General features: G+C 43.3%; 25 protein-coding genes and 1 pseudogene. 3 read left to right on the forward strand and 23 right to left on the reverse strand.

Annotated features, from left to right (window positions below; all coding sequences use genetic code 11):
• Nucleotides 1-36 precede the first annotated feature (36 nt).
• From paaA to hflX, 6 genes are all read right to left on the reverse strand, one after another.
• Nucleotides 37-990 carry a 1,2-phenylacetyl-CoA epoxidase subunit PaaA gene (gene paaA, locus AC3EBE_RS00225; protein ID WP_488593026.1) on the reverse strand — a complete coding sequence of 318 codons (954 nt, stop codon included), beginning with the start codon at nt 988-990 and terminating at the stop codon, nt 37-39.
• Nucleotides 991-1,008: 18 nt separating this feature from the next.
• Entirely contained in the window at nt 1,009-2,334 is a 1,326-nt protein-coding gene (locus AC3EBE_RS00230; RefSeq protein ID WP_488593027.1) for a phenylacetate--CoA ligase family protein, read from the reverse strand.
• 784 nt (nt 2,335-3,118) lie between these two features.
• Nucleotides 3,119-4,456 carry a type I glutamate--ammonia ligase gene (glnA, locus tag AC3EBE_RS00235; protein WP_488593028.1) on the reverse strand — a complete coding sequence of 446 codons (1,338 nt, stop codon included), beginning with the start codon at nt 4,454-4,456 and terminating at the stop codon, nt 3,119-3,121.
• A gap of 21 nt (nt 4,457-4,477) precedes the next feature.
• Complete coding sequence (locus AC3EBE_RS00240) at nt 4,478-4,882, reverse strand: MerR family transcriptional regulator (protein WP_488593029.1); 405 nt, start codon at nt 4,880-4,882, stop codon at nt 4,478-4,480.
• A gap of 144 nt (nt 4,883-5,026) precedes the next feature.
• Entirely contained in the window at nt 5,027-6,298 is a 1,272-nt protein-coding gene (locus AC3EBE_RS00245) for a methionine gamma-lyase family protein (protein ID WP_488593030.1), read from the reverse strand.
• Between the two features lie 31 nt (nt 6,299-6,329).
• Complete coding sequence (gene hflX / locus AC3EBE_RS00250; RefSeq protein WP_488593031.1) at nt 6,330-7,589, reverse strand: GTPase HflX; 1,260 nt, start codon at nt 7,587-7,589, stop codon at nt 6,330-6,332.
• A 184-nt stretch (nt 7,590-7,773) separates the two neighbouring features.
• On the opposite strand from hflX, the gene AC3EBE_RS00255 reads away from it, so the two are divergent.
• Entirely contained in the window at nt 7,774-8,379 is a 606-nt protein-coding gene (locus AC3EBE_RS00255; RefSeq protein WP_488593032.1) for a trimeric intracellular cation channel family protein, read from the forward strand.
• A 71-nt stretch (nt 8,380-8,450) separates the two neighbouring features.
• Here AC3EBE_RS00255 and AC3EBE_RS00260 read toward each other — a convergent pair whose 3' ends face one another.
• The 5 genes from AC3EBE_RS00260 to miaA all read right to left on the reverse strand — a co-directional run bounded on the left by AC3EBE_RS00260 (nt 8,451) and on the right by miaA (nt 12,657).
• Nucleotides 8,451-9,470, reverse strand: coding sequence for an STAS domain-containing protein (locus AC3EBE_RS00260; protein ID WP_488593033.1), 1,020 nt, complete (start codon nt 9,468-9,470; stop codon nt 8,451-8,453).
• A 288-nt stretch (nt 9,471-9,758) separates the two neighbouring features.
• A complete protein-coding gene (locus tag AC3EBE_RS00265; RefSeq protein ID WP_488593034.1) occupies nt 9,759-9,989 on the reverse strand; it encodes a glutaredoxin family protein in 231 nt (76 codons plus the stop codon).
• A gap of 121 nt (nt 9,990-10,110) precedes the next feature.
• Nucleotides 10,111-11,058 carry a stage V sporulation protein K gene (spoVK, locus tag AC3EBE_RS00270; protein ID WP_488593035.1) on the reverse strand — a complete coding sequence of 316 codons (948 nt, stop codon included), beginning with the start codon at nt 11,056-11,058 and terminating at the stop codon, nt 10,111-10,113.
• Nucleotides 11,059-11,443: 385 nt separating this feature from the next.
• Nucleotides 11,444-11,674: an RNA chaperone Hfq gene (hfq, locus tag AC3EBE_RS00275; protein WP_214902219.1), complete on the reverse strand. Its 231-nt coding sequence runs from the start codon at nt 11,672-11,674 to the stop codon at nt 11,444-11,446.
• Nucleotides 11,675-11,703: 29 nt separating this feature from the next.
• Nucleotides 11,704-12,657 (reverse strand): tRNA (adenosine(37)-N6)-dimethylallyltransferase MiaA, encoded by a 954-nt coding sequence (gene miaA, locus AC3EBE_RS00280; protein WP_488593036.1) that lies wholly within the window; start codon nt 12,655-12,657, stop codon nt 11,704-11,706.
• 273 nt (nt 12,658-12,930) lie between these two features.
• Here miaA and mreBH point away from each other — a divergent pair, with 273 nt between their 5' ends.
• Nucleotides 12,931-13,938: a rod-share determining protein MreBH gene (gene mreBH, locus AC3EBE_RS00285; RefSeq protein ID WP_488593037.1), complete on the forward strand. Its 1,008-nt coding sequence runs from the start codon at nt 12,931-12,933 to the stop codon at nt 13,936-13,938.
• A gap of 93 nt (nt 13,939-14,031) precedes the next feature.
• Here the strand turns inward: mreBH and AC3EBE_RS00290 are convergent, their stop codons facing one another.
• The 11 genes and pseudogenes from AC3EBE_RS00290 to AC3EBE_RS00340 all read right to left on the reverse strand — a co-directional run bounded on the left by AC3EBE_RS00290 (nt 14,032) and on the right by AC3EBE_RS00340 (nt 23,750).
• Complete coding sequence (locus AC3EBE_RS00290) at nt 14,032-14,619, reverse strand: hypothetical protein (RefSeq protein ID WP_488593038.1); 588 nt, start codon at nt 14,617-14,619, stop codon at nt 14,032-14,034.
• A gap of 17 nt (nt 14,620-14,636) precedes the next feature.
• Nucleotides 14,637-15,179, reverse strand: a complete 543-nt coding sequence (locus AC3EBE_RS00295; protein ID WP_488593039.1) for a DinB family protein — start codon at nt 15,177-15,179, stop codon at nt 14,637-14,639.
• Nucleotides 15,180-15,290: 111 nt separating this feature from the next.
• Nucleotides 15,291-15,737, reverse strand: coding sequence for a hypothetical protein (locus AC3EBE_RS00300; RefSeq protein ID WP_488593040.1), 447 nt, complete (start codon nt 15,735-15,737; stop codon nt 15,291-15,293).
• A gap of 151 nt (nt 15,738-15,888) precedes the next feature.
• Entirely contained in the window at nt 15,889-17,832 is a 1,944-nt protein-coding gene (gene mutL, locus AC3EBE_RS00305; RefSeq protein ID WP_488593041.1) for a DNA mismatch repair endonuclease MutL, read from the reverse strand.
• Nucleotides 17,833-17,859: 27 nt separating this feature from the next.
• Nucleotides 17,860-20,529, reverse strand: coding sequence for a DNA mismatch repair protein MutS (mutS, locus tag AC3EBE_RS00310; RefSeq protein WP_488593042.1), 2,670 nt, complete (start codon nt 20,527-20,529; stop codon nt 17,860-17,862).
• Between the two features lie 227 nt (nt 20,530-20,756).
• Nucleotides 20,757-21,383 carry a response regulator gene (locus AC3EBE_RS00315; RefSeq protein WP_488593043.1) on the reverse strand — a complete coding sequence of 209 codons (627 nt, stop codon included), beginning with the start codon at nt 21,381-21,383 and terminating at the stop codon, nt 20,757-20,759.
• A gap of 463 nt (nt 21,384-21,846) precedes the next feature.
• A pseudogene (locus AC3EBE_RS00320) lies at nt 21,847-22,349 on the reverse strand (GNAT family N-acetyltransferase).
• A gap of 92 nt (nt 22,350-22,441) precedes the next feature.
• The gene (locus tag AC3EBE_RS00325) at nt 22,442-22,768 is read right to left on the reverse strand and encodes a hypothetical protein (RefSeq protein WP_488593044.1); all 327 of its coding nucleotides are present in this window, start codon (nt 22,766-22,768) and stop codon (nt 22,442-22,444) included.
• 28 nt (nt 22,769-22,796) lie between these two features.
• A complete protein-coding gene (locus tag AC3EBE_RS00330; RefSeq protein ID WP_488593045.1) occupies nt 22,797-22,940 on the reverse strand; it encodes a hypothetical protein in 144 nt (47 codons plus the stop codon).
• Between the two features lie 186 nt (nt 22,941-23,126).
• Nucleotides 23,127-23,555, reverse strand: coding sequence for an NUDIX hydrolase (locus AC3EBE_RS00335; protein ID WP_488593046.1), 429 nt, complete (start codon nt 23,553-23,555; stop codon nt 23,127-23,129).
• A gap of 18 nt (nt 23,556-23,573) precedes the next feature.
• On the reverse strand, nt 23,574-23,750 hold the full coding sequence (locus AC3EBE_RS00340; RefSeq protein ID WP_488593047.1) for an amino acid transporter: 177 nt from the start codon (nt 23,748-23,750) through the stop codon (nt 23,574-23,576).
• 398 nt (nt 23,751-24,148) lie between these two features.
• On the opposite strand from AC3EBE_RS00340, the gene AC3EBE_RS00345 reads away from it, so the two are divergent.
• Nucleotides 24,149-24,361 (forward strand): hypothetical protein, encoded by a 213-nt coding sequence (locus AC3EBE_RS00345; RefSeq protein ID WP_488593048.1) that lies wholly within the window; start codon nt 24,149-24,151, stop codon nt 24,359-24,361.
• A 97-nt stretch (nt 24,362-24,458) separates the two neighbouring features.
• Here the strand turns inward: AC3EBE_RS00345 and AC3EBE_RS00350 are convergent, their stop codons facing one another.
• A complete protein-coding gene (locus tag AC3EBE_RS00350; protein WP_488593049.1) occupies nt 24,459-25,001 on the reverse strand; it encodes an outer spore coat protein CotE in 543 nt (180 codons plus the stop codon).
• Nucleotides 25,002-25,203 lie beyond the last annotated feature (202 nt).

A 25,203-nucleotide genomic window follows, 5' to 3' on the forward strand; every position in this document is an offset into this window, starting at 1 on the left:
CTCCGCTGGGGGTCAGACCCCCGTTGCGTTAATGCGTTATTGGCTTAGTGCGTCGATGACCCATTTGTTGTTGCTGTATGATAATTCTCTTAGCCTCAGGCGTTCTTTTGATTTTGGCCCGTTATTCTTGATGATTTGTTTGAATTTGCTCCAGTCTGGCTGCTGGTATTGCCACATGCCGCTTTCCTGGTCGAAATGCATTGTTTCATCCGGGAGCTTCAAGCCAAGCGACAGGACGCGAGGAATATACTTGGTGAAGAAATCCTGGCGGAGCTGTTCATTGGTTTTAGTCCTGATCTTGTATTTAATGGTCGTATCTTGCTTGGATGTTCCTGTTGTAGATGCATCTGCCGGTCCGAAGAACATAAGCAGCGCTTCCCACCAGCGGTTGATTGAATCCTGGATCAGCGCTTTTTGCTCTGCCGTTCCTTCAGCCAGGGCCATGATGATGGCCTCTCCATGCTGGGCATGAAAAACCTCCTCTGCACAGATTCGCTTTAACGCTCTGGCATATGGTCCATAAGAAGCATCCAGCATATTGGTCTGTGAAATAATTGCGGCTCCGTCAACAAGCCAGCCGATCAGCCCGGCATCTCCCCAAGTCTTTGCTTCCATATGAAAAACGTTATGAAATTTCAAATCACCTGAAAGCAAATCTTTAATGATATTCTCTCTTGTCTTCCCGAGCGGTTTCATTAAATCCTCCGCAACACGCAGAAGCAGCTGGCCATGGCCCATTTCATCCTGAACCTTCGCCATGATACCCAGCTTTCTCCTCAATGACGGAGCTTTTGGCACCCACTCTTTTTCCGGAAGAGCTCCCATAATTTCACTGATGCCATGCATAGAAATCAGCTTGATCAGCGTCATCCTGTAGTCATCCGGCATCCAGTCATCTGCTTCGATTTTCTCGCCAGCTTCAATTCGCTGCATGAAATGCTCATATTTCGCTTCCTCTGAAAGCTGGTCATACGAAACTGGATTTACCATGCTGTATCCTCCTTAAGATTATGTTCCAATCGCTTCCCTCGTCTTGTCGATAATCCGCACAGCCTTCCCCTCTGAGCGAGGAATCGTCTTTGGACGATGGACGCGGACCTCCATTGAAACCAGGCACTGGCTTTTCAGCAGTGCTTGGATTTGCTGTTCTAGCAAATACACTGAATCAGAAATAGGGTCTTCCCCTATAGAAGTAAAGAAATCTTCATTCATTTCAACGTGCAATTCCAAAACCTTTAAAGTCCGTTTCTGAAGGATCTGGATCTGGTAATGCGGGGCCAATTCAGACACAGTCAGCAGACAATGTTCAATTTGCGATGGAAAAACGTTCACACCGTTGATGATCATCATGTCATCAATCCTGCCCTTCACCCTAGACATTCTGACCGTCGTTCTCCCACAGCTGCACGTTTCCCTTGTCAATGAGGCGATGTCTCCTGTCCGATAGCGAATAATCGGAAAAGCTTCCTTAGTGAGGCTCGTGAAAACCAGCTCTCCTTCACTCCCATCAGGTACACGCTTCAGCGTTAAAGGGTCAATGACCTCTACGTAAAAATGGTCTTCAGCAACATGAAGTCCAGCCTGTGCTTCGTGGCACTCGTTAGCAACACCAGGCCCGATCACTTCGCTTAATCCGTAAATATCGCAAGCCTTGATATTCAGTTTTTCTTCCAGGGTCTTCCTCATTTCTTCAGACCAGGGCTCTGCCCCGAATATGCCGTACTTCAATGAAGTCTCACGCGGATCCTTTCCCATATCCTCCATGGTTTCCGCGATATTCAGAATATAGGATGGCGTGCCGCAGATGACTTCTGGCTTAAAATCCTCGATCAGCATGATTTGCCGGTGGGTATTGCCGCCGGAAACAGGAACAGTAGCCATACCCAGCTTTTCGCTTCCGTAATGGAGGCCAAGGCCACCGGTAAACAGCCCGTAACCGTAAGCATTATGGAGGAATTTACCCGGCTCACCGCCAGCAAGCGCAATAGACCTTGCGACGATCTCACTCCACATCTCAATATCACTCTGGGTATAGCCAACCACCGTCGGCTTCCCGCTTGTTCCAGAAGATGCATGGACCCTGACAAGCTCGCTCGTTGTAACCGCGAACAGACCAAATGGATAGTTATCTCGCAAATCCTGTTTTTCGGTAAACGGAAGCGCTTCCAAATCTTCTAAACTGTTAAGCATTTCCGGAGAAAAATTGGCCTGCCTGAACTTCTCCTGGTAAAAAGGTACACGTTGGGCAACTCTTCCGATTGTGGCCTTTAGTCTTTGAAGCTGCATTTCTTCAATGAACTCGCGGCTTTTTGTTTCGATTTCATGTAAAATCAAGTTTCCGCCCCCTGTATTACATAAAATTTTATTTATATAACGTTATATTACCGTAACACAATAAATGTGTTATATATTTTTAACACAAAGATACCGTGTAAATAGTAAAAAGTCAATTATTTTTCTGAAAATTTTAATATTTAGTTTTACAAAAATCTATTACCTGCCTTCGAGAAGGAATTGAGAATGGTGATCTGCAGCAAGAGTTAAATAAAAGAATAGGAGGATTAATGCAGGGTGGATAGCAGGAAGCAGCGTTTCTGGATAAACTGCAGTCTAGATCAGGAGAACTGGAGAGGTTAGTTGGGAAAAAATATTGGCGGTGGTGAAAAAATTTCAAACCCTTTGATTTACAATCATGGGGCCAGGTTGTCGACAAGGCATCCAGATTTCTCTCGTCTTTTGAAAAATACGAGAAGACCGTTTGAGCTGCAATCCAGAATTCATGGGTGTGGATGTTCCTGAGTTTTTTGAGTGGTGCTTTTATGCAGCCAAAATAAGCGGAGAATTTCCGCTTACCATTTATAAAAAGTATTTCAGAGGCTGAAATAGGCGAAGAAATTCCGGTTAACGCCTCCATATGTGCCTGCATAGGATAGATTTAACCATATAAGCGGAAAAACTCCCCTTTTTCCATTTGAATTGAGGAAGATTTCCAAATTAAACGGAATCCTTCCGACTATTTTTCAGTTCCGGGAAATTCAAAAGTCAAAAAAACAATAATGTTAAGCTGAAGGCAAACTTAAAACAGCCCCTTGATTCATCAAGGGGCTGTTTCCTTCTATTAATACATGCTCATATACTGTTCGCGTTCCCAAGGGTGAACTTGCGTGCGGAACATATCCCATTCAATTTCTTTTGCTTCAATGAAGTGTTCAAGGATATGCTCACCTAGAGCAGAGCAGATTACTTCGTTTTTCTTCAGCTGATCAAGAGCTGCAGCCAATGTTGGCGGCAGATCGTCGATTCCTTCTTCAACACGCTCTTCCTTATTCATCACGTAGATGTTACGGTCTACGGATGCTGGAGGAGTAAGCTTGTTCTTGATGCCGTCAAGGCCTGCTTTAAGCAATACAGCCATAGCTAGGTATGGATTCGCTGCCGGGTCAACGCTTCGCACCTCAACACGTGTGCTCATGCCGCGTGATGCAGGGATACGGATTAATGGTGAACGGTTTTTCGCAGACCAAGCCACGTAGCAAGGTGCCTCGTATCCAGGTACCAGACGCTTGTATGAGTTTACTGTCGGGTTTGTTACCGCTGTGAAGCCTGAAGCATGCTTTAGTGTTCCTGCGATGAACTGGTAAGCTGTTTCGCTCAGTTCAAGCTTTGAGTCAGATGGATCATAGAATGAATTTTCGCCATTACGGAATAGTGACATATTGCAGTGCATTCCTGAACCGTTGACGCCGAATAATGGCTTTGGCATGAATGTAGCGTGCAGGCCGTGTTTGCGTGCAATTGTTTTTACAACAAGCTTGAACGTCTGGATCTGGTCACAAGCTGTTAAAGCGTCTGCATATTTGAAGTCGATTTCGTGCTGCCCTGGAGCAACCTCGTGGTGTGAAGCTTCGATTTCAAAGCCCATTTCCTCCAGCTCCAGAACGATATCACGACGGCAGTTTTCGCCCAGGTCAGTTGGCGCTAGGTCGAAGTAGCCTCCGTTGTCATTCAGTTCAAGGGTAGGCTCTCCGTTTGCATCAAGCTTGAACAAGAAGAATTCTGGTTCAGGTCCAAGGTTGAAGTTCGTGAAGCCCAGTTCTTCCATTTCTTTCAGGACGCGCTTTAAGTTTCCGCGAGGGTCACCAGCGAATGGAGTGCCATCAGAATTTTTGATATCACAAATCAGACGGGCTACTTTACCCTTTTCTGCTGTCCAAGGGAAGATTACCCAAGTGTCCAAGTCAGGGATCAAGTACATATCTGATTCTTCGATACGCACGAAGCCTTCGATTGAAGATCCGTCAAACATCATTTTATTATCAAGAGCTTTTTCAAGCTGGCTGATTGGAATTTCCACGTTTTTAATTGTTCCCAGAATGTCCGTGAACTGCAGACGGATGAATTTTACGTTTTCTTCTTTTGATAATCTTACAATGTCTTCTCTAGTATACTTTGCCATCCTTCTTTTCCTCCTAGTGTTTTAATGAAAAAATCTCGGCATGTTCCCATGATTTCCGGATCTGTTGAAGCGTCCCGCCTGGAGCAGCTCCTTGCGCAAAAGCTTGCGAAGATCAGAATCCGACAATTCCCGCCGGGTTTTTTCAGCTTGTTTTTTCTCAGCAGCATTTAAAGCTGCCTGCTGTTTAACATTATAAATTTGCTTGATGCCTGCCATGTTTACTCCCTGATCAATTAAATCTTTGATTTCAAGAAGCTTATCAATATCATTTAAGGAGAAGAGACGTTTGTTGCCTTCAGTTCTTGCCGGAGAAATCAATTCATGCTCTTCATAATAACGGATTTGCCTTGCAGTCAAGTCAGTCAGCTGCATGACGATCCCTATGCTGAACAGCGGCATATTCCGGCGAATTTCACTTCCGCCCATGTTGATTTCTCCTCCTTCCCTTTAAGATAGTTTTATTATATTCAATGTAAGCTTTCTTGTCAAACGAATGTTAGATTATCTAACATGGAAAATAATAAAAAAAGAACAGGGCTTATTTAGCAAGCTGCCCTGTTGTATATTTACCTATTTTAAATTAAATAAACCTTTTTCAATCAAGGAATCAATTGCCAGACAAACAGCCATTTTCACATGGGAATAAGTTAATCCTCCCTGAACATAGGCTACGTAAGGCGGCCTGATCGGTCCATCAGCAGTTAATTCAATGCTAGCTCCCTGAATGAATGTACCAGCCGCCATGATCACATCATCCTCATAGCCTGGCATATAGGCAGGATGGGCGGTTACATGAGAGTTGATTGGCGATGCAAACTGGATTGCCTGGCAAAACGCCACCATTTTTTCTCTATCATCAAATTGGACAGACTGGATGAGGTCTGTTCTCTGGGCATCCCATTTAGGTGAAGAATTCATCCCTAATCGGTCGAGCATCGCCGCTGTGAACACAGCGCCTTTGAGTGCCTGTGCGACAATATGCGGTGCCATGAAAAAACCCTGATACATTTCCTGCAGTGAATACAGGCTTGCGCCAGCCTCTGCTCCTATGCCAGGGGAGGTCATCCTGTAAGAGCAAGACTCAACATATTCTGCTTTACCGACAATATAACCGCCAGTTTTGGCAATCCCGCCGCCCGGATTCTTAATCAGGGATCCAGCCATTAAATCCGCACCAACATGGCATGGTTCAAATTCCTCGACGAATTCACCATAGCAATTGTCGACGAATACAACGACATCATTTTTGATTTCCTTAACGAACTTAACCATTTCTCCAATCTCGGCGACAGTGAAGGAGGGCCTTGTCGCGTATCCCTTGGATCGCTGGATACCAATCATTTTCGTTTCTGGCTTAATTGCCTTCTCGACTGCCTTCCAATCAATTTCTCCTGTACTCGTCAAATCAACTGTATTATAAGAAATGCCAAACTCCTTTAAAGAACCGTTACCGGTACCGCGGATCCCGACGATCTCTTCCAGAGTGTCATACGGCTTTCCCGTAATATAGAGCAGTTCATCTCCTGGACGAAGTATTCCAAAAAGCGCAATGGAAATGGCATGAGTACCTGAAATGATTTGCGGGCGGACTAAACCGGCTTCCCCGCCAAAAACCTCGGCATATATTTTTTCCAATGTATCACGGCCAGAATCATCATATCCGTATCCCGTGGTTGGGATAAAATGAGAGTCACTGACTCGGTTTTGCTGGAAGCTCTGCAACACCCTGAACTGGTTCGAATCAATTCGCTCATCAATTTTTTTGTGCACCCCGGCAATTTGCTGCTCGACTTCCGTGACAAGGAGTTCAAGCCTCTGTCCATTTTTAAGCTGTGTAAACATGTTGTTCTCCTATCTAATAAAAAATCTTTTTCTATATTTTGAACCTGTTCAATTGTCCTGTGATTTGATGATCTGTTAGCGAGTATCCTTTACAAACATATACTTGCTTTTCTTCATCGAAAGAAAGTTCACGCAGGATGGTTTCGTTTTTCAGCTGAGCAAGCAGCTTGCCTTCTTCTGAAGGAACGAGAACATGGAACGGTTCCATCATGCCTATGACAGTCTGCTCGATTTTCAGCATAAGGTTTTTTCTGTCTTCTTCATTAAATGCACTGATGAACACAGTTTCGTTCTTAGCATTGGGCACAAAATCCTGATGCACTATATCCCGCTTATTATATACAGTAACCTGGGGAATCTGATGGACTTCCAGGTCCTCAAGCAATTTATTGACTGTCTGCTCATGTGAAAAATAATCCTGATTGGACATATCGACGACATGCAGCAGCAAGTCTGCTTCGCTGACCTCTTCAAGAGTCGAACGGAATGCAGCAATCAAGGTCGTCGGCAGATCCTGGATAAAACCGACGGTATCCGTCATCAGGACCGCGAAACCGCTTGGCAGTATGGCCTTGCGCGTCATCGGGTCCAATGTGGCGAACAACTGGTTTTCCTCGAAGGATTCTGCTTCAGCAAGCCGGTTGAATAACGTGGATTTCCCTGCATTCGTATAGCCTACCAAAGCGATTTGGAACGTTTTGTTTTTCTTGCGGCGCTCACGATAACGATCGCGATGCTGGACAATTACGGCAAGCTGGGACTTTATATCATCAATCCTTCTGCGAATATGGCGGCGGTCTGACTCCAATTTTGTTTCCCCTGGACCTCTTGTCCCGATTCCTGCACCAAGCCGTGACATTTCAATTCCTTTTCCGCCAAGCCGCGGCAGCAAGTATTGAAGCTGGGCAAGCTCCACCTGCAGCTTCCCTTCTTTTGAACGGGCACGCTGAGCAAATATATCGAGTATCAGCTGTGTCCTGTCAATGATCCTTGCATTGAGATGGGCCGATAAATTGCGGTTCTGGCTGGGCGATAATTCATCATTGAAGATAATAAGATCCGGTTCAAGTTCTTCCTCTAGTGCCTGCAGCTCTTCAACCTTTCCTTTTCCTATGTATGTTGCCGGATGGACCCTTGGCCTTTTTTGCACAACCTGAACCATGACGGTACCCTTTGCTGTTTCAGTTAGTGATTCAAGCTCTTCCATTGAATATTGAAATCGCAGATCGTCATCCTCAGCTGTTTGGCAGCCTACAAGGATTACTTTTTCAAGTACGTTTTCCCGCTCCAAATAGCACCCTTCTTTCCATTATTTATAGCTAACCACATCATACCAAAAAAGCTAACATAACAAAAATTTTTCAAGGAGCAGCAAAAGTGGTTGTAAATCGGCATAAACATGATAAAATCAATATGTTTGCATTTTCCTATTTTAGTAATTTCGTGATCATTTTAACAAGAGGAGCAAGAGCAGAATGACTTGGGAAGTACTCAGCATGATTGGAACAATTGCATTTGCGATCAGCGGTGCGATTATCGCTATGGAAGAAGAATACGATATATTTGGAGTTTATATATTGGGGATTGTTACCGCCTTTGGCGGTGGTGCAATCCGAAACCTGCTGATTGGTGTCCCTGTATCGGCCATTTGGGATCAGGGGGTATTTTTTAATCTCGCCCTGCTGTCGATTACAATTGTATTCCTTTTCCCCAAAAACCTGCTTAAACACTGGCAAAGATGGGGGAATTTCTTCGATGCCATCGGATTGGCAGCATTTGCGATCCAGGGGGCAATTTACGCATCTAAGATGGGACACCCGCTGAGCGCCATAATCGTTGCCGCTGTCCTGACAGGAAGCGGAGGAGGGATTATCCGTGACCTTCTCGCTGGCCGCAAACCGCTCGTATTAAAAGCAGAAATATACGCTGTTTGGGCTGTCATAGCAGGCTTGATCATCGGACTTGGCATGGCAAAGCAGCCAGTGGAGCTTTATGGATTATTTGTGATCATCACAGCATTACGTGTGTTATCATATACATTCAAATGGCATCTCCCAGTCAGGAAGCTGGGAATGGACTGATAAAAGGCTATTGCATGAGCGGGAAAATTCATAAAAAAGACAGGTTTCCAGAGGAGACCTGTCTTTTTGCGTTATAAAATCCTTCTGCCCATTTGGCCGATTGCATAGTGGATTCCGTGCTGAAGGGTTTGGAAGCATTCAAATTTTGATAAGTTAATATTTGATTGTGTAATCCCAATCCCCAGTCCTGAAGATATGCCTACCAGGATCGTTTTTGTACCGATCAATCTGGCAGCAGAGCCTATTTTTTCTATCAGGCTGACAGCATGCTGCCCTATTTCCTGTTCCATCCCAGTCAGGTCCAGGACAAGATAACTTGCCTTATAAGCTGGCAGCTTGTTAAGCGTATTGACAATCAGCTGATCAGAGCGATCCTCTTCATACTTTCCAATCAAAGGAACAACAACGATCCCGTCCAAAACAGGAATGATTGGTGAGGAAAGCCGATTGACCAGCTCCTTCAACTCTGCCGTCTTCTCCTCAACAAGGGCTTCCAGCTGCCTGATCTGTTCAGATTCCTTTTTGCGTGCCAGCTGATGTATATTGTCTGATATTTTAATATTTGAGGGAAAGTATTCGATGATACTGTATTCATGCCCTTCAAGCTGGTGTTGAGTGATCCTGTACCAAATATTTGTCCCCAACAGCCCTGAAAAAACCCCTGCATAGTGTGCAGGAAGGAAGCTTCCCCCCTTTGTTTTCCCCTGAGCAACATTTACCTTATGCTCCCAGCTATCCTTCATCATTGCTGTGAAGGTCTTTTTCTTAAAGTCCAGATCCTTTATGATTGTATGTCCCCAGCCAGCTGAAGCGTATGTTGCTGTTATCATATTTGCGGCTTCTGTAACAGAGACTTCCTTCATTTTCTCAAAGTATTGGCCGACTACAAGGCCTTGCCTAAAACCAGTTGATTCAAACACAAGATTGGATGCCTCTTCACCTGATATCTCTTCAATCGTATCAAAAAAGGTTTTCATCGCAGAGGAAATCCAAAAAAGAACAGCATCCTGTCCTTCGAATAAAAACCTGCCCTTCTCCAGTTCCCAACTAAAATCAATACCGCCTATATTATGTTTAATTTCTGACCCCATTATCTGATGCTCCTTTTAATTCTATGTATCATTCTTAAGAAGTTAGAAACGCTTCGTTATTTTAACCTAAATGACCATTTATAATATACAAACCTTAATCTTTTACCCGGACTTATCATTACTTAAACACGAAATATTAGTTATTTTTCATGATTTTTTTAGTGCTCAAAGATCCAGAGAGAAAATTTATGGAGTTAATGATGTTGAAACCCCCTTAAAACGGCACATTCGGAACTAACAAAGCCATTAAAAAAAGGATTCCATCAGCAGCGGAATCCTTTAAGCAGATTATTTCAAGTATGACATGATTGAATTAGGATCGAAGCCAAGAACCCAGTTGCCATTGACGTTGGATTGAGGAACTCCCATCTGTCCCGTAGCATTTACCAGCCGCTGGGCTGCAATAGGATCCTGCTGGACATTAACTTCTTTATAAGGAATCCCTTTATCGTCCAGGAAGTTTTTTAGCATTGTGCAATATGGACATGTGTTCGTTGTGTAAACAGTAATTTCATTCATTATGACCCCTCCACTTACGAAATTAATATACCCTCAAGGGTATATTAACAAAAACAAAAAATAATGTCAACAAATGGAGTTGACATTATTTCTTCTGCTCCTCTGAGTTGTTTGATAACATTCAGTCTGCCGAAAAGACAAGATCATTGCTTCTGATTGTCATCAATTCATGCCGGTCATATTGATTTTGCATCAATAGCCGCATCGCCTGAGCCCTGATGGACTTTTCAATCACATTCCTCACATAACGGCCATTCGAAAATGCTGCTGGTCCCAGCGTTGTTTTAACACTGATCAGATGTTCGCGCATTTTCCTTTCAGCTTCGTGGCTAAGACTGTACTCCCTTTCCTTAAGCATCCTTTGGCAAATCTCCATCAGCTGGTCGATCGAGTAATCCGGAAAGTCAATAACCAGCGGGAACCTTGAATGGAGCCCGGGATTGAGGGTTAAGAAATAGTCCATTTCCCTTGAATACCCCGCCAGGATCAGGATGAATTCATGCTGCTTATCCTCCATATGCTTAACCAGGGTATCAATTGCTTCCTTGCCAAAATCCTTTTCCCCGCCGCGTCCAAGGGAGTATGCTTCATCGATGAACAAAATACCCCCTAAAGATTTTTTAATTAGATCCCTTGTTTTTTGTGCTGTGTGCCCGATATACTCCCCTACTAAGTCTGCACGTTCAGCTTCAATAAGATGTCCCTTTGATAGAACGTTCATTTTCAGGAATAGCTTGCCGATGAGGCGGGCCACGGTTGTCTTCCCGGTCCCCGGGTTACCTTTGAACATCATATGGAGAGCCTGTTTCCCAGCCTTGAGCCCCATCTCTTCCCTTTTCTTGTTAACATAGATCCAGGCATATATTTCTTTAATCATTCGTTTCATTTCTTCCATGCCAACAAGCGTCCCGAGCTCCTCCTCAATTTCCTTCAAGGCGGCATGCTCCTGCGGGATCGACTTTGGAACCAGCTGCGTGTCGGGCAATTCTTTCGTCAACGCCTTCCTTTTCTGCGCATTCAACACTATGCTGATTTGACCGTTGTTTTTTTTGCGTAGCGGTTGGTCCAAAGATTTCACCTCTCATTCTAAAAACATAATCCCTGCTAACATTTATTTGGCATACCGCTAAGCATGCCTCAGAGCTTTTTTTAAATTTTTTCGGGTAACATGCTGCTGAGCAGGAAATGACAAACTGCCACAGCAAATTTCAGCAGCTGTCAGATTTTGCGGTTTCCCGAGAAATAACTCATTTATCTATATGTATTCGATGAAACATGAATTCATTTTAAAAAATATTTCTATCTATCTAAAAGTTTTCGTATTTTTAATTTAGGCTGCTTAAACAAACCGGGAAAACCTCCGTTGATCCTAAATTGGAGGCAGCAAGTTCAGTCCATCAATCTTCCTAAAAAAGAAAAACCCGCCACTGGCGGGTTCCCTGCTGATTATTTAATTAAGCCTGGCCTTCATAATCGATTTGGACATTCTTTTGAGGCGCGAAGGTTGAAATGGCATGCTTATAAACTAGCTGCTGCTTTCCGTCCGATTCAAAAAGGACGGTGAAGTTATCGAAGCCTTTGATTTGGCCTCTTAGCTGGAATCCGTTTAATAAGAAAACGGTCACGTTAATGTTGTCTTTACGACACTGGTTTAAATACTGGTCCTGAATGTTCACTTGTTTCATGGGCGGATCCTCCTCTTTTATCTCTATTATTATGTATTCGCTTTTATCTCAAGCTTTCCTTCAATGAACTTGGAAATTTCGGCGAATTTTTTTTCAGCCTCATTAGATGCTGACATATCAAACCATTCCACATTCATCTTGTTTCGAAACCAGGTTAGCTGCCTTTTTGCATAACGGCGTGAATTTTGTTTTAATTTTTCGATTGCCTGATCAAGCGAGATCTTCCCATCAAGGTATTCATACAGCTCTTTATAGCCGATTGCCTGTATCGACTGGCAATTTCTTAAGCCTTGTTTGTAAAAGTACTTCACTTCATCAAGCAGCCCCTGCTCGAGCATAAGGTCTACTCGTAGATTGATTCTTTCGTACAGCAAATCCCTGTCCATCGTCAGCCCGACGATGGCTGTATCATAAATCAGATCAGGTGATTGATCGGCTTGCGTCTCTCCTGCTGTTTTGCCTGAGCAATGGTTTATTTCCAGTGCTCTGATGACACGGCGGACATTGTTTGGATGAATTCTTTCCGCGCTTTCCGGATCAATACCCTTCAATCTTTCATGAAGTGCCTCAGCTCCATGCACTTCAGCTTCTTTTTCAAGTAGCATGCGGAAATCCGGATCTGATGGGGCATCGGTAAAATGATAGTCAAAAATGACGGACTGGATATATAGACCTGTTCCGCCAACGATCATCGGCAATTTTCCTTTTGCACTGATTTCGTCAATTTTCTTTCGGACAAGCTCCTGGAACTCCGCTGTGGAAAAGCTTTCATCCGGTTCTTTAATATCAATCAGATGATGCGGAATACCATCCATTTCTTCATGGGGAATTTTTGCGGTGCCGATGTCCATGCCCCTGTAGATCTGCATGGAATCCCCCGAAATAATTTCTCCATTGAATATTTTAGCCATTTCAATGCTTAATTTTGTTTTCCCAACTGCTGTTGGGCCAATCAAGACGACCAGTTTCTGTTTTTGTTCCAAAAATTTCACACTGCCTTTTCTTAAAACTGTTGGATGTTCATCCAACATGTGATTTTATCTTACCATTAATTAGAAAGCAGTTGAACATCTATGCATTATACCCTTACCTTCCTAAATGTATTCTTGATTTTAGTTATTCTGAAAAATTTTTCCTTAACTTTTACAATTAGATAACGATTCAGTAACAAACCCTCATTAACCCCCAAATTCATGATAGTTTAATAGAAGTCTATGATGGATTTACTATTTTATAGAGAACTGGGTGAAAAACGAATGTTATCTTCTACTGAAATTGGTATTGATTTAGGAACTGCTAACACACTTGTATATAGTAAAAATAAAGGCATCGCTTTAAACGAACCATCCGTTGTAGCGATTGATACTGAAACAAAAAATGTCCTTGCCGTGGGAAAAGAAGCAAAAGAAATGATCGGTAAGACACCTGGCAAGATTGTGGCAATCCGTCCATTGAAGGATGGCGTCATTGCCGATTTTGATGTTACAACCGAAATGCTTAAGCAAATCATGAAGAAAGCATCAAAGAGCGGCGGCTTTGGCCTTCGCAAGCCAGATGTAGTCGTTTGTACCCCTTCTGGCTCAACAAGCGTTGAACGACGCGCAATCCAGGACGCAGTCCGGAATGCTGGCGCGAAAAAGGTCCATTTGATTGAGGAACCGGTAGCTGCTGCAATCGGTGCCGGCCTGCCTGTTGATGAGCCCGTTGCGAATGTGGTTGTTGATATTGGCGGCGGAACGACTGAAGTCGCAATCATTTCTTATGGCGGAGTGGTTGCCTGCCATTCAATCCGGATTGCTGGTGACAGACTTGATGAGGATATTATTCAATATGTCCGCAAAGAGTATAATGTCCTGATTGGAGAAAGAACTGCGGAAAAAATCAAGATGGAAATAGGCTACGCGTTAGTCGACCATGAAAAAATGGAAATGGATATCCGCGGCCGGGACCTTGTGACAGGCCTGCCAAAAACAGTTACTCTAAATTCATATGAAATTAGAGATGCTATCAAAGAATCCCTTCTGCACATCATGGAAGCCATCCGTGCCACTCTTGAGGATTGCCCAGCGGAATTGAGCGGAGATATCGTTGACCGCGGTGTCATTCTATCCGGTGGCGGAGCGCTTCTCAATGGTATGCAGGATTGGCTCGGAAGCGAAATGGTCGTACCAGTCCATATTGCCCCTAATCCGCTGGAATCAGTAGCGATCGGAACTGGAAAAGCATTGCAATACATCCACAAGCTTCAGCCTGCTGTAAAATAATCACGTGACTGCATCTCAACAGTGAAGATGCAGTCTTTTTTGTATTCAAATATACCCATATTCCTAAATTTTCAAAAGGCTGTAAAGACATCTTCAAGCTTTTCGGTTGATGCTTCCTTTAAAGATGATCAGTAATAAAATCGCTATCATTGCGGCTAATACGATATAGCTTGAATTTTTGTGAAATGCCTCCGATGAAATTCTGTCCAGCTTGTGGAGGAATGGCTCTGGAATCGCTTCTTCCCTGTTTTTCCCGTACTGAATATGCTCAACTGTATGGCCAAAAAATGCAGGTTCCCAGCCTGACTCCCCATAATCCAGCCAGATTTTAATCACATCATCTACAGCCACATTAACACTGCTGCTGCCCACGTAGTCATGTGCCTGCCAGGAGGGAATATAATGATAGTAAACTTCTATGCTATTTACTTCCTTAACATCCTTTGGCGCTTTAATTACTTGCTGCACTGAGATTGTCATTTTTCTAATTTGCTGAGGATACTTCTCTTCCTTTGTTGTATCCTCTACCAGGATATCCTCTTTAACCTTTCCAATTAATTGAAGAGGAGCAGAATCCTTTTCCTTTTTGACTGCAGTGGGATCCGGAGCTGCAATTCCGCTCATGCATGGTGACAGCAGGAAGGAAAGCAGCATAGCCAAGGTAATACCAACAATCCTCATATTTTCATATTCTCCCTTCAGTGCGAATTCTGTCCACGGTCGAATTGAGTCAAATATCTTTCCTTCACTATTTTCAAATGATGAAGTTCATGGCCTGCGATCATATATGGAATTGCCCTGGCGGTTATGTTATAGCCATTTGCAATCCCTTCCCTCTTCCAGGAGGTGAATGGAATCCCATTGATCATAGAGATCGTAGAAGACCTGACTAGCTGGTAATCTTCCAAAAGGCTTGAAATTGTCCTTGACTGGAACCCGGCCTCCCTGACATAATCGTCCTCGCTATATCCAGCCAGTGGCGTACTGTCGCCTCTTGAAATACGCAGCAGCCTGTATGCCATAATCCGCTCCGTATCCGTGATATGGCCAAGCACTTCCTTAGGGCTCCATTTTCCCTGTGCGTAGCGGAAATCGGCCTGCTCATCAGTCATCGCAGAGAATAATTTATGTATCATTTTATCTTGCATACTAAGAATATCTGTAATAATTCCCTCAGGTATCATTTCAATATAGGTTCGGCAGTATTCTGGGTACTCACTAATTGATGGACGAATTAACAATGCGCTTCTCTCCTTTGAATGAACTTATATTAGTTATTCGTTTTTTATGTGAAAATTTCCTGTCTGCATGGGAAAAGCACTGTATCTGCGCATGATACAGTGCTCCACTTTTTACTCAGACTGCTGCTTTCTAAGCTTATTAAAATACAAAAAGACTGGAAGCGGAATGACAATGAAGCCAAGACTTTTGATAATCTGGTTGATCGCACGGTCCTTTTGCCGGTTCTTTTCCTCCTGCAAATAAAGATTATATGCCGAACGGAGCTCTTCCTCGCTCATTTCCTTCTTCTGTCCTTCGACTTTATCGTATAAATTCATTTGTTTATATTCCGTAAAGCTCTGGTAATATCCAGATGGGCTGACGAGGTCAGCTGTTCCCATAAAAATCGAGACACCGCCGCCAATGACCATCATAAGGGTTGCAAATAAAACCAAATAAATATATAAATGCCTCACTACGGTTTCTCCCCCTTTTTCCTTGTTTTTTATTGCATACGCAGCAAAGAATATTAAAATAATGACCGGCAAAACAGTAAATAATAATGAGAATACAACCAATGGAACACCTCCATTCCTTCTACCTTAAATATACTCCGGGAAATGCCAACGTACTATATAAATTTGTGAATGGACCTTAAACTATGATTTTCCTATTTGATATAAAAAATAGTGTTCCCACGGCTGTGGAAACACTATTTTTCTTCTATTATTACATGACTCTTTTGAACATTTTTTCCATTTCATATGTTGAATAGTGTATGATAATCGGGCGGCCGTGCGGGCATGTGAACGGGTCGGATGAGCAACGCAGTTCATCGAGCAATGCCTGGATTTCATCATTGCGCAAGTGGTGGTTTGCCTTTATGGAAGCTTTGCAGCTCATCATGATGGCTGCTTCCTCCCGTAATTTTTTGATATCCACCCTCTTCATAGCCAGCAGCTGCTCAATCATATCCTCAATAAGTTCCTTTTCTTCTCCGCGCGGAAACCATTGCGGGTGTGAACGGACAATGAAACTGTTGTATCCGAACGGTTCAAGGAATACGCCGACATTTTCCAGTTCATGCTGATATTCATTGATCTTGATGCATTCATCGGCTGAATATTCGAGTGTGATTGGTACAAGCATCTCCTGAAGTTCCGTTGCTACCTCTCCAACCTTGTCACGAAAATACTCATACTTTATTCTCTCCTGGGCAGCATGCTGATCAATGATGTAAAGGCCGCGTTCATTTTGGGCCAGTATATAGGTTCCATGCATTTGGCCGATCGGGTAAAGCGGCGGTACCCGGGATGGGATATTTCCCTGATCAAGTCTAGCAGGCTTTTCAATCGCTTCAGCTGCTTCCTGCTGCACCTGGCTGAACGCTTCAGCCTTTGATTCTATCTCAGGCGGAGCAACCTGATTGAAGCGCGGTGTTTCAGCAGCAATGGCCGCATTCCTCCAGTCAGGAGCTTGAGAATAAGGGATATCCATATGTTCAGCTGCAGTATACCGCTGTGTCAGTTCTTCAGCTTTTTCTTCAACAGGAGAAGGAACAGAGAACATTGAGGCAGGCTGAGTTGCGGTTTTCGCTGTCTCAGTTTCCTGCAAATGGTCAAGGTCCATAAAAGTCTGCTCAGATTTTGGCTTTTCCGGCTTTGGTGCCGCTATACCTGAAGGAATCAATTCCTTAGCTTTGAATGCATTTTTAATCACCGAGGATACTAGCTCATTCAATTCCTGCTCCTTGCTTAATCTAACTTCCATTTTAGACGGGTGGACATTCACGTCTATCAAAAGCGGGTCCATCTCAATATTCAAAAGGACCACTGGATATCTTCCAATTGGCAGCAGCGTATGATAGCCTTCCTGTATCGCCTTTACGAGTGCATAGTTCTTAATGAAACGGCCATTGATCATTGTGGATATATAATTCCTGGAAGCCCGCGTGACTTCAGGCATGGAAATATATCCGGTTATTTTGTAATCCAGGGATTGTCCTGAAATAGGCACCATCATTTTTACCATATTAATGCCGTAAATGGCGGCAAGGACTTGCCTGACGTCCCCGTTTCCTGCAGTTTTCAAAAGCTGTCGGCCATTGTGGACAAGGCGGAAGGATACATCAGGATTGGCAAGCGAAAGGCGATTCACAACATCTGTGACATTCCCAAGCTCGGTATGGATCGTTTTCATGTATTTAAGGCGAGCCGGTGTGTTGAAAAATAAGTCTGTTATTATGATGTCTGTGCCTTTGCGGGCATCAGCTTTTTCAAAAGCTTCGACTCTTCCGCCTTCGATGGTAATTTTGTTTCCTTCCGCTCCGGTCGAGGTTTTCAATTCCAATCTGGACACAGACGCAATACTCGGAAGTGCTTCTCCGCGGAAACCAAGTGTCCTGATCCTGAATAGGTCATTTTCATTTTTGATTTTGCTGGTCGCATGGCGCTGGAATGCAGTCAGAACATCGTCCTCCTCGATTCCTTCGCCATTATCGGTAATCCTGATCCTTGCAAGTCCTGCTTCCTCAAGGTCGACTTCAATGACTGTGCTGCCGGCATCGATTGAGTTCTCAAGCAATTCTTTTACAACAGAAGCCGGACGTTCTACAACCTCGCCGGCAGCGATTTTATTCGATAGAGCATCATCAAGCTGTATGATTTTTCCCATGTCCTCACCTCCGGCAATGGCTTCATTCTAGTTTCGCAGCTTCTTTTGCAGCTCGTATAGTGTATTGATCGCCTGGAGAGGCGTCATATCCAATATTTCAATTCCGCTAAGTTTATCCAGTACCTGTTTTTCTTTTTTACTTAGAGCGCTGCCTTTTTTATCAATTGGCTCTTCATCAAAGAAGGAAAGCTGGGCGGCTGCAGCTGTTTCGGCAATTTGCAGTCTCTTTTGCTCCTGCTGTTCTTTATGCTCAGCGACAGGATTCTGATGCTCACTTATACTGGATTTTTGTCCATGGAGTTCATTCGAAACCTGTGCATCTGTCTGCTCAAGGATTTCCAGAATTTCCGCGGCACGTTCAATTAAGTCTGCAGGCAGTTCCGCGAGCTGTGCAACATGGATGCCATAACTCTTATCGGCTGCACCTTCCTTGATTTTATGAAGGAAAACAACCTTTCCGTTTTGTTCAACTGCGCTTACATGGACATTGTTCAGCTTCAACAGCTCGTTTTCTAGAGCCGTAAGTTCATGATAGTGAGTTGAGAACAATGTTTTTGCGCCAATTTTATCATGGATATATTCAATCATCGCCTGCGCAAGAGCCATTCCATCATACGTGGATGTTCCACGGCCGATTTCATCAAATAAAATCAAACTGTCCTGGGTGGCATTTGTAATTGCATTCTTGGCTTCCAGCATCTCGACCATAAACGTACTTTGGCCAGACACTAGGTCGTCAGCGGCGCCGATGCGCGTGAATACCTGGTCAAAAATCGGCAGCTCCGCCTCAGATGCCGGAACGAAACAGCCAATTTGCGCCATGATCGACGTCAATGCAATCTGGCGCATATAGGTACTTTTACCGGACATATTCGGACCAGTAATCAGCAGCATTTCGCGCTTTTCATCCATAATGCAGTCATTCGGCACATATTCCTGGGCATTCATTACCTTTTCGACAACCGGATGCCGGCCATCCTTAAGGATGATTTTCCGTTCTGGAGAGAAAAATGGCCTTACATACCTGCGCTGTTCACTTAATTCAGCAAAACCAAGAAGGACATCGAGCTCGCTAAGCGCCTTTGCAAGTGCCTGCAAACGAGGAATGTATTCTTTGATTGCTTCCCTGATGCCAACGAAAAGCTGATACTCAAGCTCGACGCTTTTTTCCTCAGCTGCAAGGATGAGCTCCTCTTTTTCCTTCAGTTCAGGTGTGATGAATCGCTCGGCGTTTGATAGTGTCTGCTTCCTTTCGTATTGGCCTTCCTTTAATAAATGAAGGTTCGCTCGTGTAACCTCAATATAATAGCCAAAGATTCTGTTGTAGCCAACCTTCAAAGATTTAATACCCGTCTTCTCACGTTCCTCGCGCTCGAGCATCGCAATCCAGGTCTTGCCGTTCCTGCTTGCATCACGATATTGGTCAAGCTGAGCATTATAGCCGTCGCGGATTATATTGCCTTCCTTCACTGACATCGGCGGGTTATCAACAATTGCCTGCTCCAGTAGATCAGCAGCTTCCTCGCAAGAATCAAGGCGCTCGGCCAAGGCGGCAGCTTCTTTATGCGGAAGATTCTTTAAAGTCTGCTTCAACGATGGGACCTGCAAAAGGGATCGTTTAAGCTGCATAAGATCTCTTGGGTTTAAATTTCCAAACGCAACTCTCCCGGCAAGTCTTTCAAGGTCATAAACTTCCTTAAGCTTTTCTCTTAATTCCTGTCTCTCAAAGAATTGTCCGACGAAAAGCTGGACCAGTTCCTGCCTGCTGCTGATTTCTTTTTTATCAATCAGCGGCCTGTTAATCCAGTGCTTCAGCATCCTTCCGCCCATTGCGGTCATTGTTTCATCAAGCAGCCAGAGCAATGTTCCCTTTTTTTCTGTCGAACGGATTGTTTCTGTCAGCTCTAGGTTTCTCTTCGAAAAATAATCGATTTTCATAAATTGCTTGACTTGATACACGGAAACCTTTTGAAGATGGTCCAGGCTGCGTTTTTGAGTCCTGTATAAGTAGTTGAATAATCTTGAAGCTGTTATCTTGAGGTGATCGTTTTCCAGCTCTTTGAACAGGTCCTGGAATTCTACCTTTATTTCAGTATTATCTTCAATTGATAAAGCAAGGATTGAACGTTCCTTCAGCTTCTTTTGAATCTCTTCTGGCAAATTGCTTTCAATGACGACTTCCTTTGCACCGGACATTGAAAGCTCATTTAGTACCTCATCAAGATTTCCGGGTATTATTGTCGCCCTGCTCTCACCGGTCGTCAGGTCGCTGCAGGCAAAGCCATACCTATGGTCAGGAAACACCGAAACAGCAGCGATGAAATTATTTTCTTTATCTGCAAGTCCCCGGCCTTCCATCACCGTTCCTGGTGTGATCAGCTGGACCACTTCACGTTTCACCACACCCTTTGCAGTCTTCGGGTCTTCTGTCTGCTCGCAAATTGCTACCTTATAGCCTTTATTGATCAGCTGTTCAATATAAGCTGGAGCAGAATGATAAGGCACTCCGCACATCGGAATCCGTTCCTCGCCGCCGCCTTCCCTGCTTGTTAATGTTATTTCAAGCTCCTGTGATGCCTTTAGCGCATCCTCAAAGAACATTTCGTAAAAATCCCCCAGGCGGAAAAATAAAAAGGCATCCTGGTAATCTGCCTTCACCTGCAGGTATTGCTTTATCATAGGGGTATATGTAGCCATATTATCCTCCAAAATCCACTGTAATTCGATCTCTCATACTCTAAATACCTATTATAACTCGACAAAAGTTAAAATTCGATAGAATGACCCTAAAAAGAATTACCAATCCACATCACCGCATCACCGTGCCGGGGGTCAGACCCCCGGCACGGTGATGCGGTGAAGCGGTGGGGGCCTGGTTCCTGCCGCTTTAAAGTGAAAAAGCAGGACAGCGGCTGTCCTGCTTTCTAGAGTTGGAACAGGTTGGAATTCCGGGCCTTTTCTACCCATTCGAAGCGTTTGTGGGTTCCTAGTTTTTCACCTATATTCTGGCGATGGTTTTCTACCGTCTTGACGGAGATGGAGAGCCGCTCCGCTATTTCCTTCTGCGAATATCCCATGACTGTCAATATAAAAACTTCTTCTTCTCGCTTAGTGATGGGCAAATTGATTCGGTTGAAATGGTCTCCGCCGGTATCTCGATCCATTATCTTGCCATCAAATACTTTCTGGTTGGCTAGGATGAGATCCAGCGACTCAATCAGGTCGTCGCGCTTCAGATGCTTGACCAAATACCCATCTGCCCCCGATTCATAGGCCTTTTTCTGGCAGGCGATCTCGCCTCGCATAGAGAAGATAACGATTTTCGAATCTGGGAGGAGATTTCTTAGCCTCGTCAGCACTGTAAGGCCGTCAAGACAGCCGGGCATCGATAAGTCGAGGAGGACCAAATCAGCCGGAAACTTTTCTGCTGCCTTTAAGGCTTCATAGCCATCACATGCACATATCTTTCCATCAATGCAATATGATTGCTGAAGCAGCATCATTAAGCCATCACGCACGATTTCATGGTCATCGACTATCATTAAATTCATTTTTTCCTTCTCCTTCAATCCTTATTAAAAACACAAACCCTCCCACCTTCATTAGCCTTCCCTCTTTGCTATTCTTTCTTATATCTCCTTCGAGCATTTTGCACCTCTCATACATATGCTTCAAGCCAAGACCCTTTAAATTGGCATCCATCAGTCCTGAATATAATGATAAAAATCCCCCGCAACAATTAGCCAGCAGACTTAAGCTGATCTTTCCCTTTCATTTTAACGCAGCTTTTCACGAAAATTGAGAATGGTTTATTAACATTAAGTGAATGTTTGTAGCAGCTTCCAATCTATATTCTGCGTTTACTCGAAATCATATATATATCCCCTGCAACATTAGGGGAGGCAGGAATAGCAGGCCGTTTTTTCATCTCATTAAACTTAACCATCCACCTCAGCCCTGTGCTCCCCCCACAACCAAAAAAAGACCTCTTTCAAGGTCCAAATCATCACTTGTTCACTTTATTTTTTTCTGATATTTGCAATGGGAATCAGTTTCCCCTAGATATTCAAAGTCATTGTTCACATAAAACTGATTCAGTTTTTTGTTTTTGGCAACACAGTCAAGTCTCAGAAATTTCTTCTGTGTGTCTGCCTGTCTGGAAATCCATTGGAGAATATCCGCCCCTAAACCATTCCCTATATAATCAGGCAGGATTGCAAGTCTATGGAGGTATAGAAAATCACCAGTTTCTTCAACACCAAAAATATGCTGATCCCATTCACTTTGACTGGAAGATAAAGTGAAGGTTGCAATAATCTCCTGGTCTTTTAATACAATAAAGGTTTTATTGTCACGGATGGCATTTTCAATTTCTTCATCGTCCCCCCCCCCGCCAAGAGATATTGCCATTGATCGATATCATTTTCCTTGAGCCATTGAGCAGTTTGTTTCAACAAAAATATGACTGTATCGGTTTCAGATTTATTTCCTTTTCTAAATTGAAGAGTGTCCTGCATCTTCTCCCCCCTTATGATTTATACTTTTCAACTTTGGCTGTTGAATTTCCTGCAAAAAAAAACAGGACTTTCGTCAGCCTGTTTTTTAAAATTCATTTTAAGGTATTCAGTACTTGATTAATATCTTCCTCAGTCATTTCGATCGCCTGGGACATCGTACGCACTTCTTTAGATGCCCAATAGTCGTAAAGCCTTGCCAGATCATTGCGGTTATATACCTGATTACCAAACGAAAGGTAAAAATATGCCAAAAGGACATTCACAACATTCTGAGGCAGCTTTTTGCGTGTTGAAATCGAGCGAAGTGCGATGTTCTCGAGTCCCCTGATATTGTTTTGTGTTAACTTCTCCACTACCTCAATAGGCAAGGCAGTTTCACAGAATTGAAGAAATTCTGGGTCTTTAAATAAATTTTTCATATAAAGAATCTCCTGCGATATTTACTGTTTATATTGTCTTGATTGCTTCCTCTAATAGTTCGATGTCCTTTGATATCTCCTGCTTGATGCGGACATCCCTACAACGCCGGTATTCATTGTGCAGCCGTCTGAGTTCCTCGTGAAAGATTAGATATTCAAAGTTGTTATCCATAATCGCCCTCATTGTCATTGACTATTTCTAGAAAATATTTTCCCATATTTCCTTAAAGTCAAACAAAATTATCATGAGGGAATTGTTATGCCTACCTTACCATTAAGGAACAGATTAAAGAAAGAGGTAATTTGGTTTATTTAATTTTCCCAACCTCGGATGATGATGCAAGATCTGCCAATTCCCCTATAAAAGCAATCCTACAGCCCATCTTTGGTGGGCATGCCACAATACTTCTGCCGCAGATTGAGGCTCAATCCATTTAAGAATATGATTTTCTTCGCCCGGATTATCTGTATAGCCTACAAGTTCGCAGAGATAAAAATGACCCTCGCCAAGGTAAAAGGTTTTATCATTACTCGAATAAAAATAGCTTTGGGCACTCCCAATATACTTGACGGGTTTAATGCACATCCCCATTTCCTCGATCGCTTCCCGCAGCAGACACTCCTCGTGTGTTTCGCCTGATTCCAGGCCCCCGCCAGGAAGAAAATAATGCTTGTCCTCAGTTTGGATTATCGCTAATTTATTCTTTTCTTTGTTAAAAATAAGCGCATATGCCCCAGGACGGAATACGTAATTTTTATTGGCCTTTTTCTGTCCGAAAGTAATCATTTACTTACCTTTCTTCTATTAATTAAATAGATTCATGATGATGATAAATAGGATCGAGATGGCAAAGAATCCAAACACGAAATAACCAAAATACCTTAATGGCTTTGGGAGCTTCTTCATTTCCACATTAACAGGGTAGCCTTCAATTTTTGTCAGATGGTCCGTGGCATCATTGAAAGGTTTCTTTTCAGACAATCCAATTCCCCCTTTTTTTGAGACTATTATCTTCTATACGTTTCAATTGCCTTTTTGGATTCAAGTATAAGTTAAAACAGGACTTTATTCCCTCTCATTTACTTTTCGTGTTTTTTCGTAGATTTCCTACTGACTTTGCATTTTTATTTTTGGCTCTTTTCTAATACTTTGTTGCTATTCTATAAACTTTTGTGAAAAACACCCATTTTCACAAAGGTAAACATATGTTTTCCAAAAGGGTTTGTAATAAAAGGCTATTGATTTCCGTTTAGCGACGCTTTACCCAGACTTGTCATTTTACGAGGTATCATTGAACATCGAAATATCCATACTTTACAGTGGCTGCTTTACTATTACCGGGTCCATTTTTTCGCTGGAGCATGAGCAGTTGATTATTTATGAGTGAAAATCCTCAGGATGTCGCCTCTGTGAAGATATACGCCAAACAGCAGAAATCTTGGTCACGGATCACCTGCAAAGCGGAAGATACTAAAGTTGTGCCGGTTATTAAAAGATACTGCCCACAATACGGCAGTTCTTTCCATGCATGGGAGGAATCGATTGAATGTCCTGTTTGCAGCAGCATAAAAATACCTGATTTCTTTCAGTAATCTTCAAAAAAAGAGGCAGCCCAAGGAGAAAGGCTGCTTCTACAAATGCCATATCAAGACAAAAAAAACTAGGAAGTGCAAGCTTCCTAGTTCGATGTTATTCCTCTTCTCCCAGAAGGAAATCAGGGTTCAAGTCTTCGAATTCATCATCATCGACTCCATGGCCCCATTCGTCATCGTCACAATCGCAGGCACCAGGATGTGTCACTACGCAAACTTTCGTTTCACCAATGACCTCCACCAGGAATTCCCTCTCTACGTGAACAATGATTTTGTTGCCGTTTGGAGAGATGACCGCCTCGATGCAATTAGGCTGCTGAAGTACTTCAACAAGCACATCGTGGTCATCCATGCAATCCGGGTCGCGGTATTTCAGCTTGATGACATCACAGTATGATACCTTTTCCGTTACAACTTCTGTTCTTGTATTATCATCAAAGGAATGCCAGATATTGATGTCATAATGTCCGCTTACCTCAACCGTTTTCCCGACCTTTTTTGCTTTATACTTATGGTTTATGACCCAAGCGCCTAGAATGCTGCTCGGATGATGCGCTGGGTTGATCGTATGATTGGACTGTGTGAATTTGCGTCCCTTCGCTACGACGGCTTTCGTGATAATCTCTCTGTAGTCTCCCATTGCGAGCGAAACCTCCTCAATCTTTTTCAATTCATCCTATGCGTGATATTAGACTAGTGTGCGATTAATTTTAGAACAGCTAGTAAAAACTTAGGCATAGTTCATTGTATGCCCATTTGCGATGAATGTTCCCGATAGATGAAAAAGTGAAGATGATACCACAAAAAAACATGGCAGCCATATAAGGCACTGCCATGTTTAT

The organism is Mesobacillus sp. (assembly GCF_057785455.1).

Coding starts and splice junctions, on each gene's coding strand:
- AC3EBE_RS00315 (WP_488593043.1), bottom strand. CDS start 21,383: ATGAATTTAATGATAGTCGATGACCATGAAATCGTGCGTGATGGCTTA.
- AC3EBE_RS00255 (WP_488593032.1), top strand. CDS start 7,774: ATGACTTGGGAAGTACTCAGCATGATTGGAACAATTGCATTTGCGATC.
- AC3EBE_RS00330 (WP_488593045.1), bottom strand. CDS start 22,940: ATGGATAACAACTTTGAATATCTAATCTTTCACGAGGAACTCAGACGG.
- AC3EBE_RS00245 (WP_488593030.1), bottom strand. CDS start 6,298: ATGTTTACACAGCTTAAAAATGGACAGAGGCTTGAACTCCTTGTCACG.
- glnA (WP_488593028.1), bottom strand. CDS start 4,456: ATGGCAAAGTATACTAGAGAAGACATTGTAAGATTATCAAAAGAAGAA.
- AC3EBE_RS00325 (WP_488593044.1), bottom strand. CDS start 22,768: ATGAAAAATTTATTTAAAGACCCAGAATTTCTTCAATTCTGTGAAACT.
- mutL (WP_488593041.1), bottom strand. CDS start 17,832: ATGGGAAAAATCATACAGCTTGATGATGCTCTATCGAATAAAATCGCT.
- AC3EBE_RS00350 (WP_488593049.1), bottom strand. CDS start 25,001: ATGGGAGACTACAGAGAGATTATCACGAAAGCCGTCGTAGCGAAGGGA.
- AC3EBE_RS00335 (WP_488593046.1), bottom strand. CDS start 23,555: ATGATTACTTTCGGACAGAAAAAGGCCAATAAAAATTACGTATTCCGT.
- AC3EBE_RS00345 (WP_488593048.1), top strand. CDS start 24,149: ATGAGTGAAAATCCTCAGGATGTCGCCTCTGTGAAGATATACGCCAAA.
- AC3EBE_RS00240 (WP_488593029.1), bottom strand. CDS start 4,882: ATGGGCGGAAGTGAAATTCGCCGGAATATGCCGCTGTTCAGCATAGGG.
- paaA (WP_488593026.1), bottom strand. CDS start 990: ATGGTAAATCCAGTTTCGTATGACCAGCTTTCAGAGGAAGCGAAATAT.
- AC3EBE_RS00290 (WP_488593038.1), bottom strand. CDS start 14,619: ATGAGGATTGTTGGTATTACCTTGGCTATGCTGCTTTCCTTCCTGCTG.
- AC3EBE_RS00265 (WP_488593034.1), bottom strand. CDS start 9,989: ATGAATGAAATTACTGTTTACACAACGAACACATGTCCATATTGCACA.
- AC3EBE_RS00260 (WP_488593033.1), bottom strand. CDS start 9,470: ATGGGGTCAGAAATTAAACATAATATAGGCGGTATTGATTTTAGTTGG.
- mutS (WP_488593042.1), bottom strand. CDS start 20,529: ATGGCTACATATACCCCTATGATAAAGCAATACCTGCAGGTGAAGGCA.
- hfq (WP_214902219.1), bottom strand. CDS start 11,674: ATGAAACAAGTGAACATTCAGGACCAGTATTTAAACCAGTGTCGTAAA.
- mreBH (WP_488593037.1), top strand. CDS start 12,931: ATGTTATCTTCTACTGAAATTGGTATTGATTTAGGAACTGCTAACACA.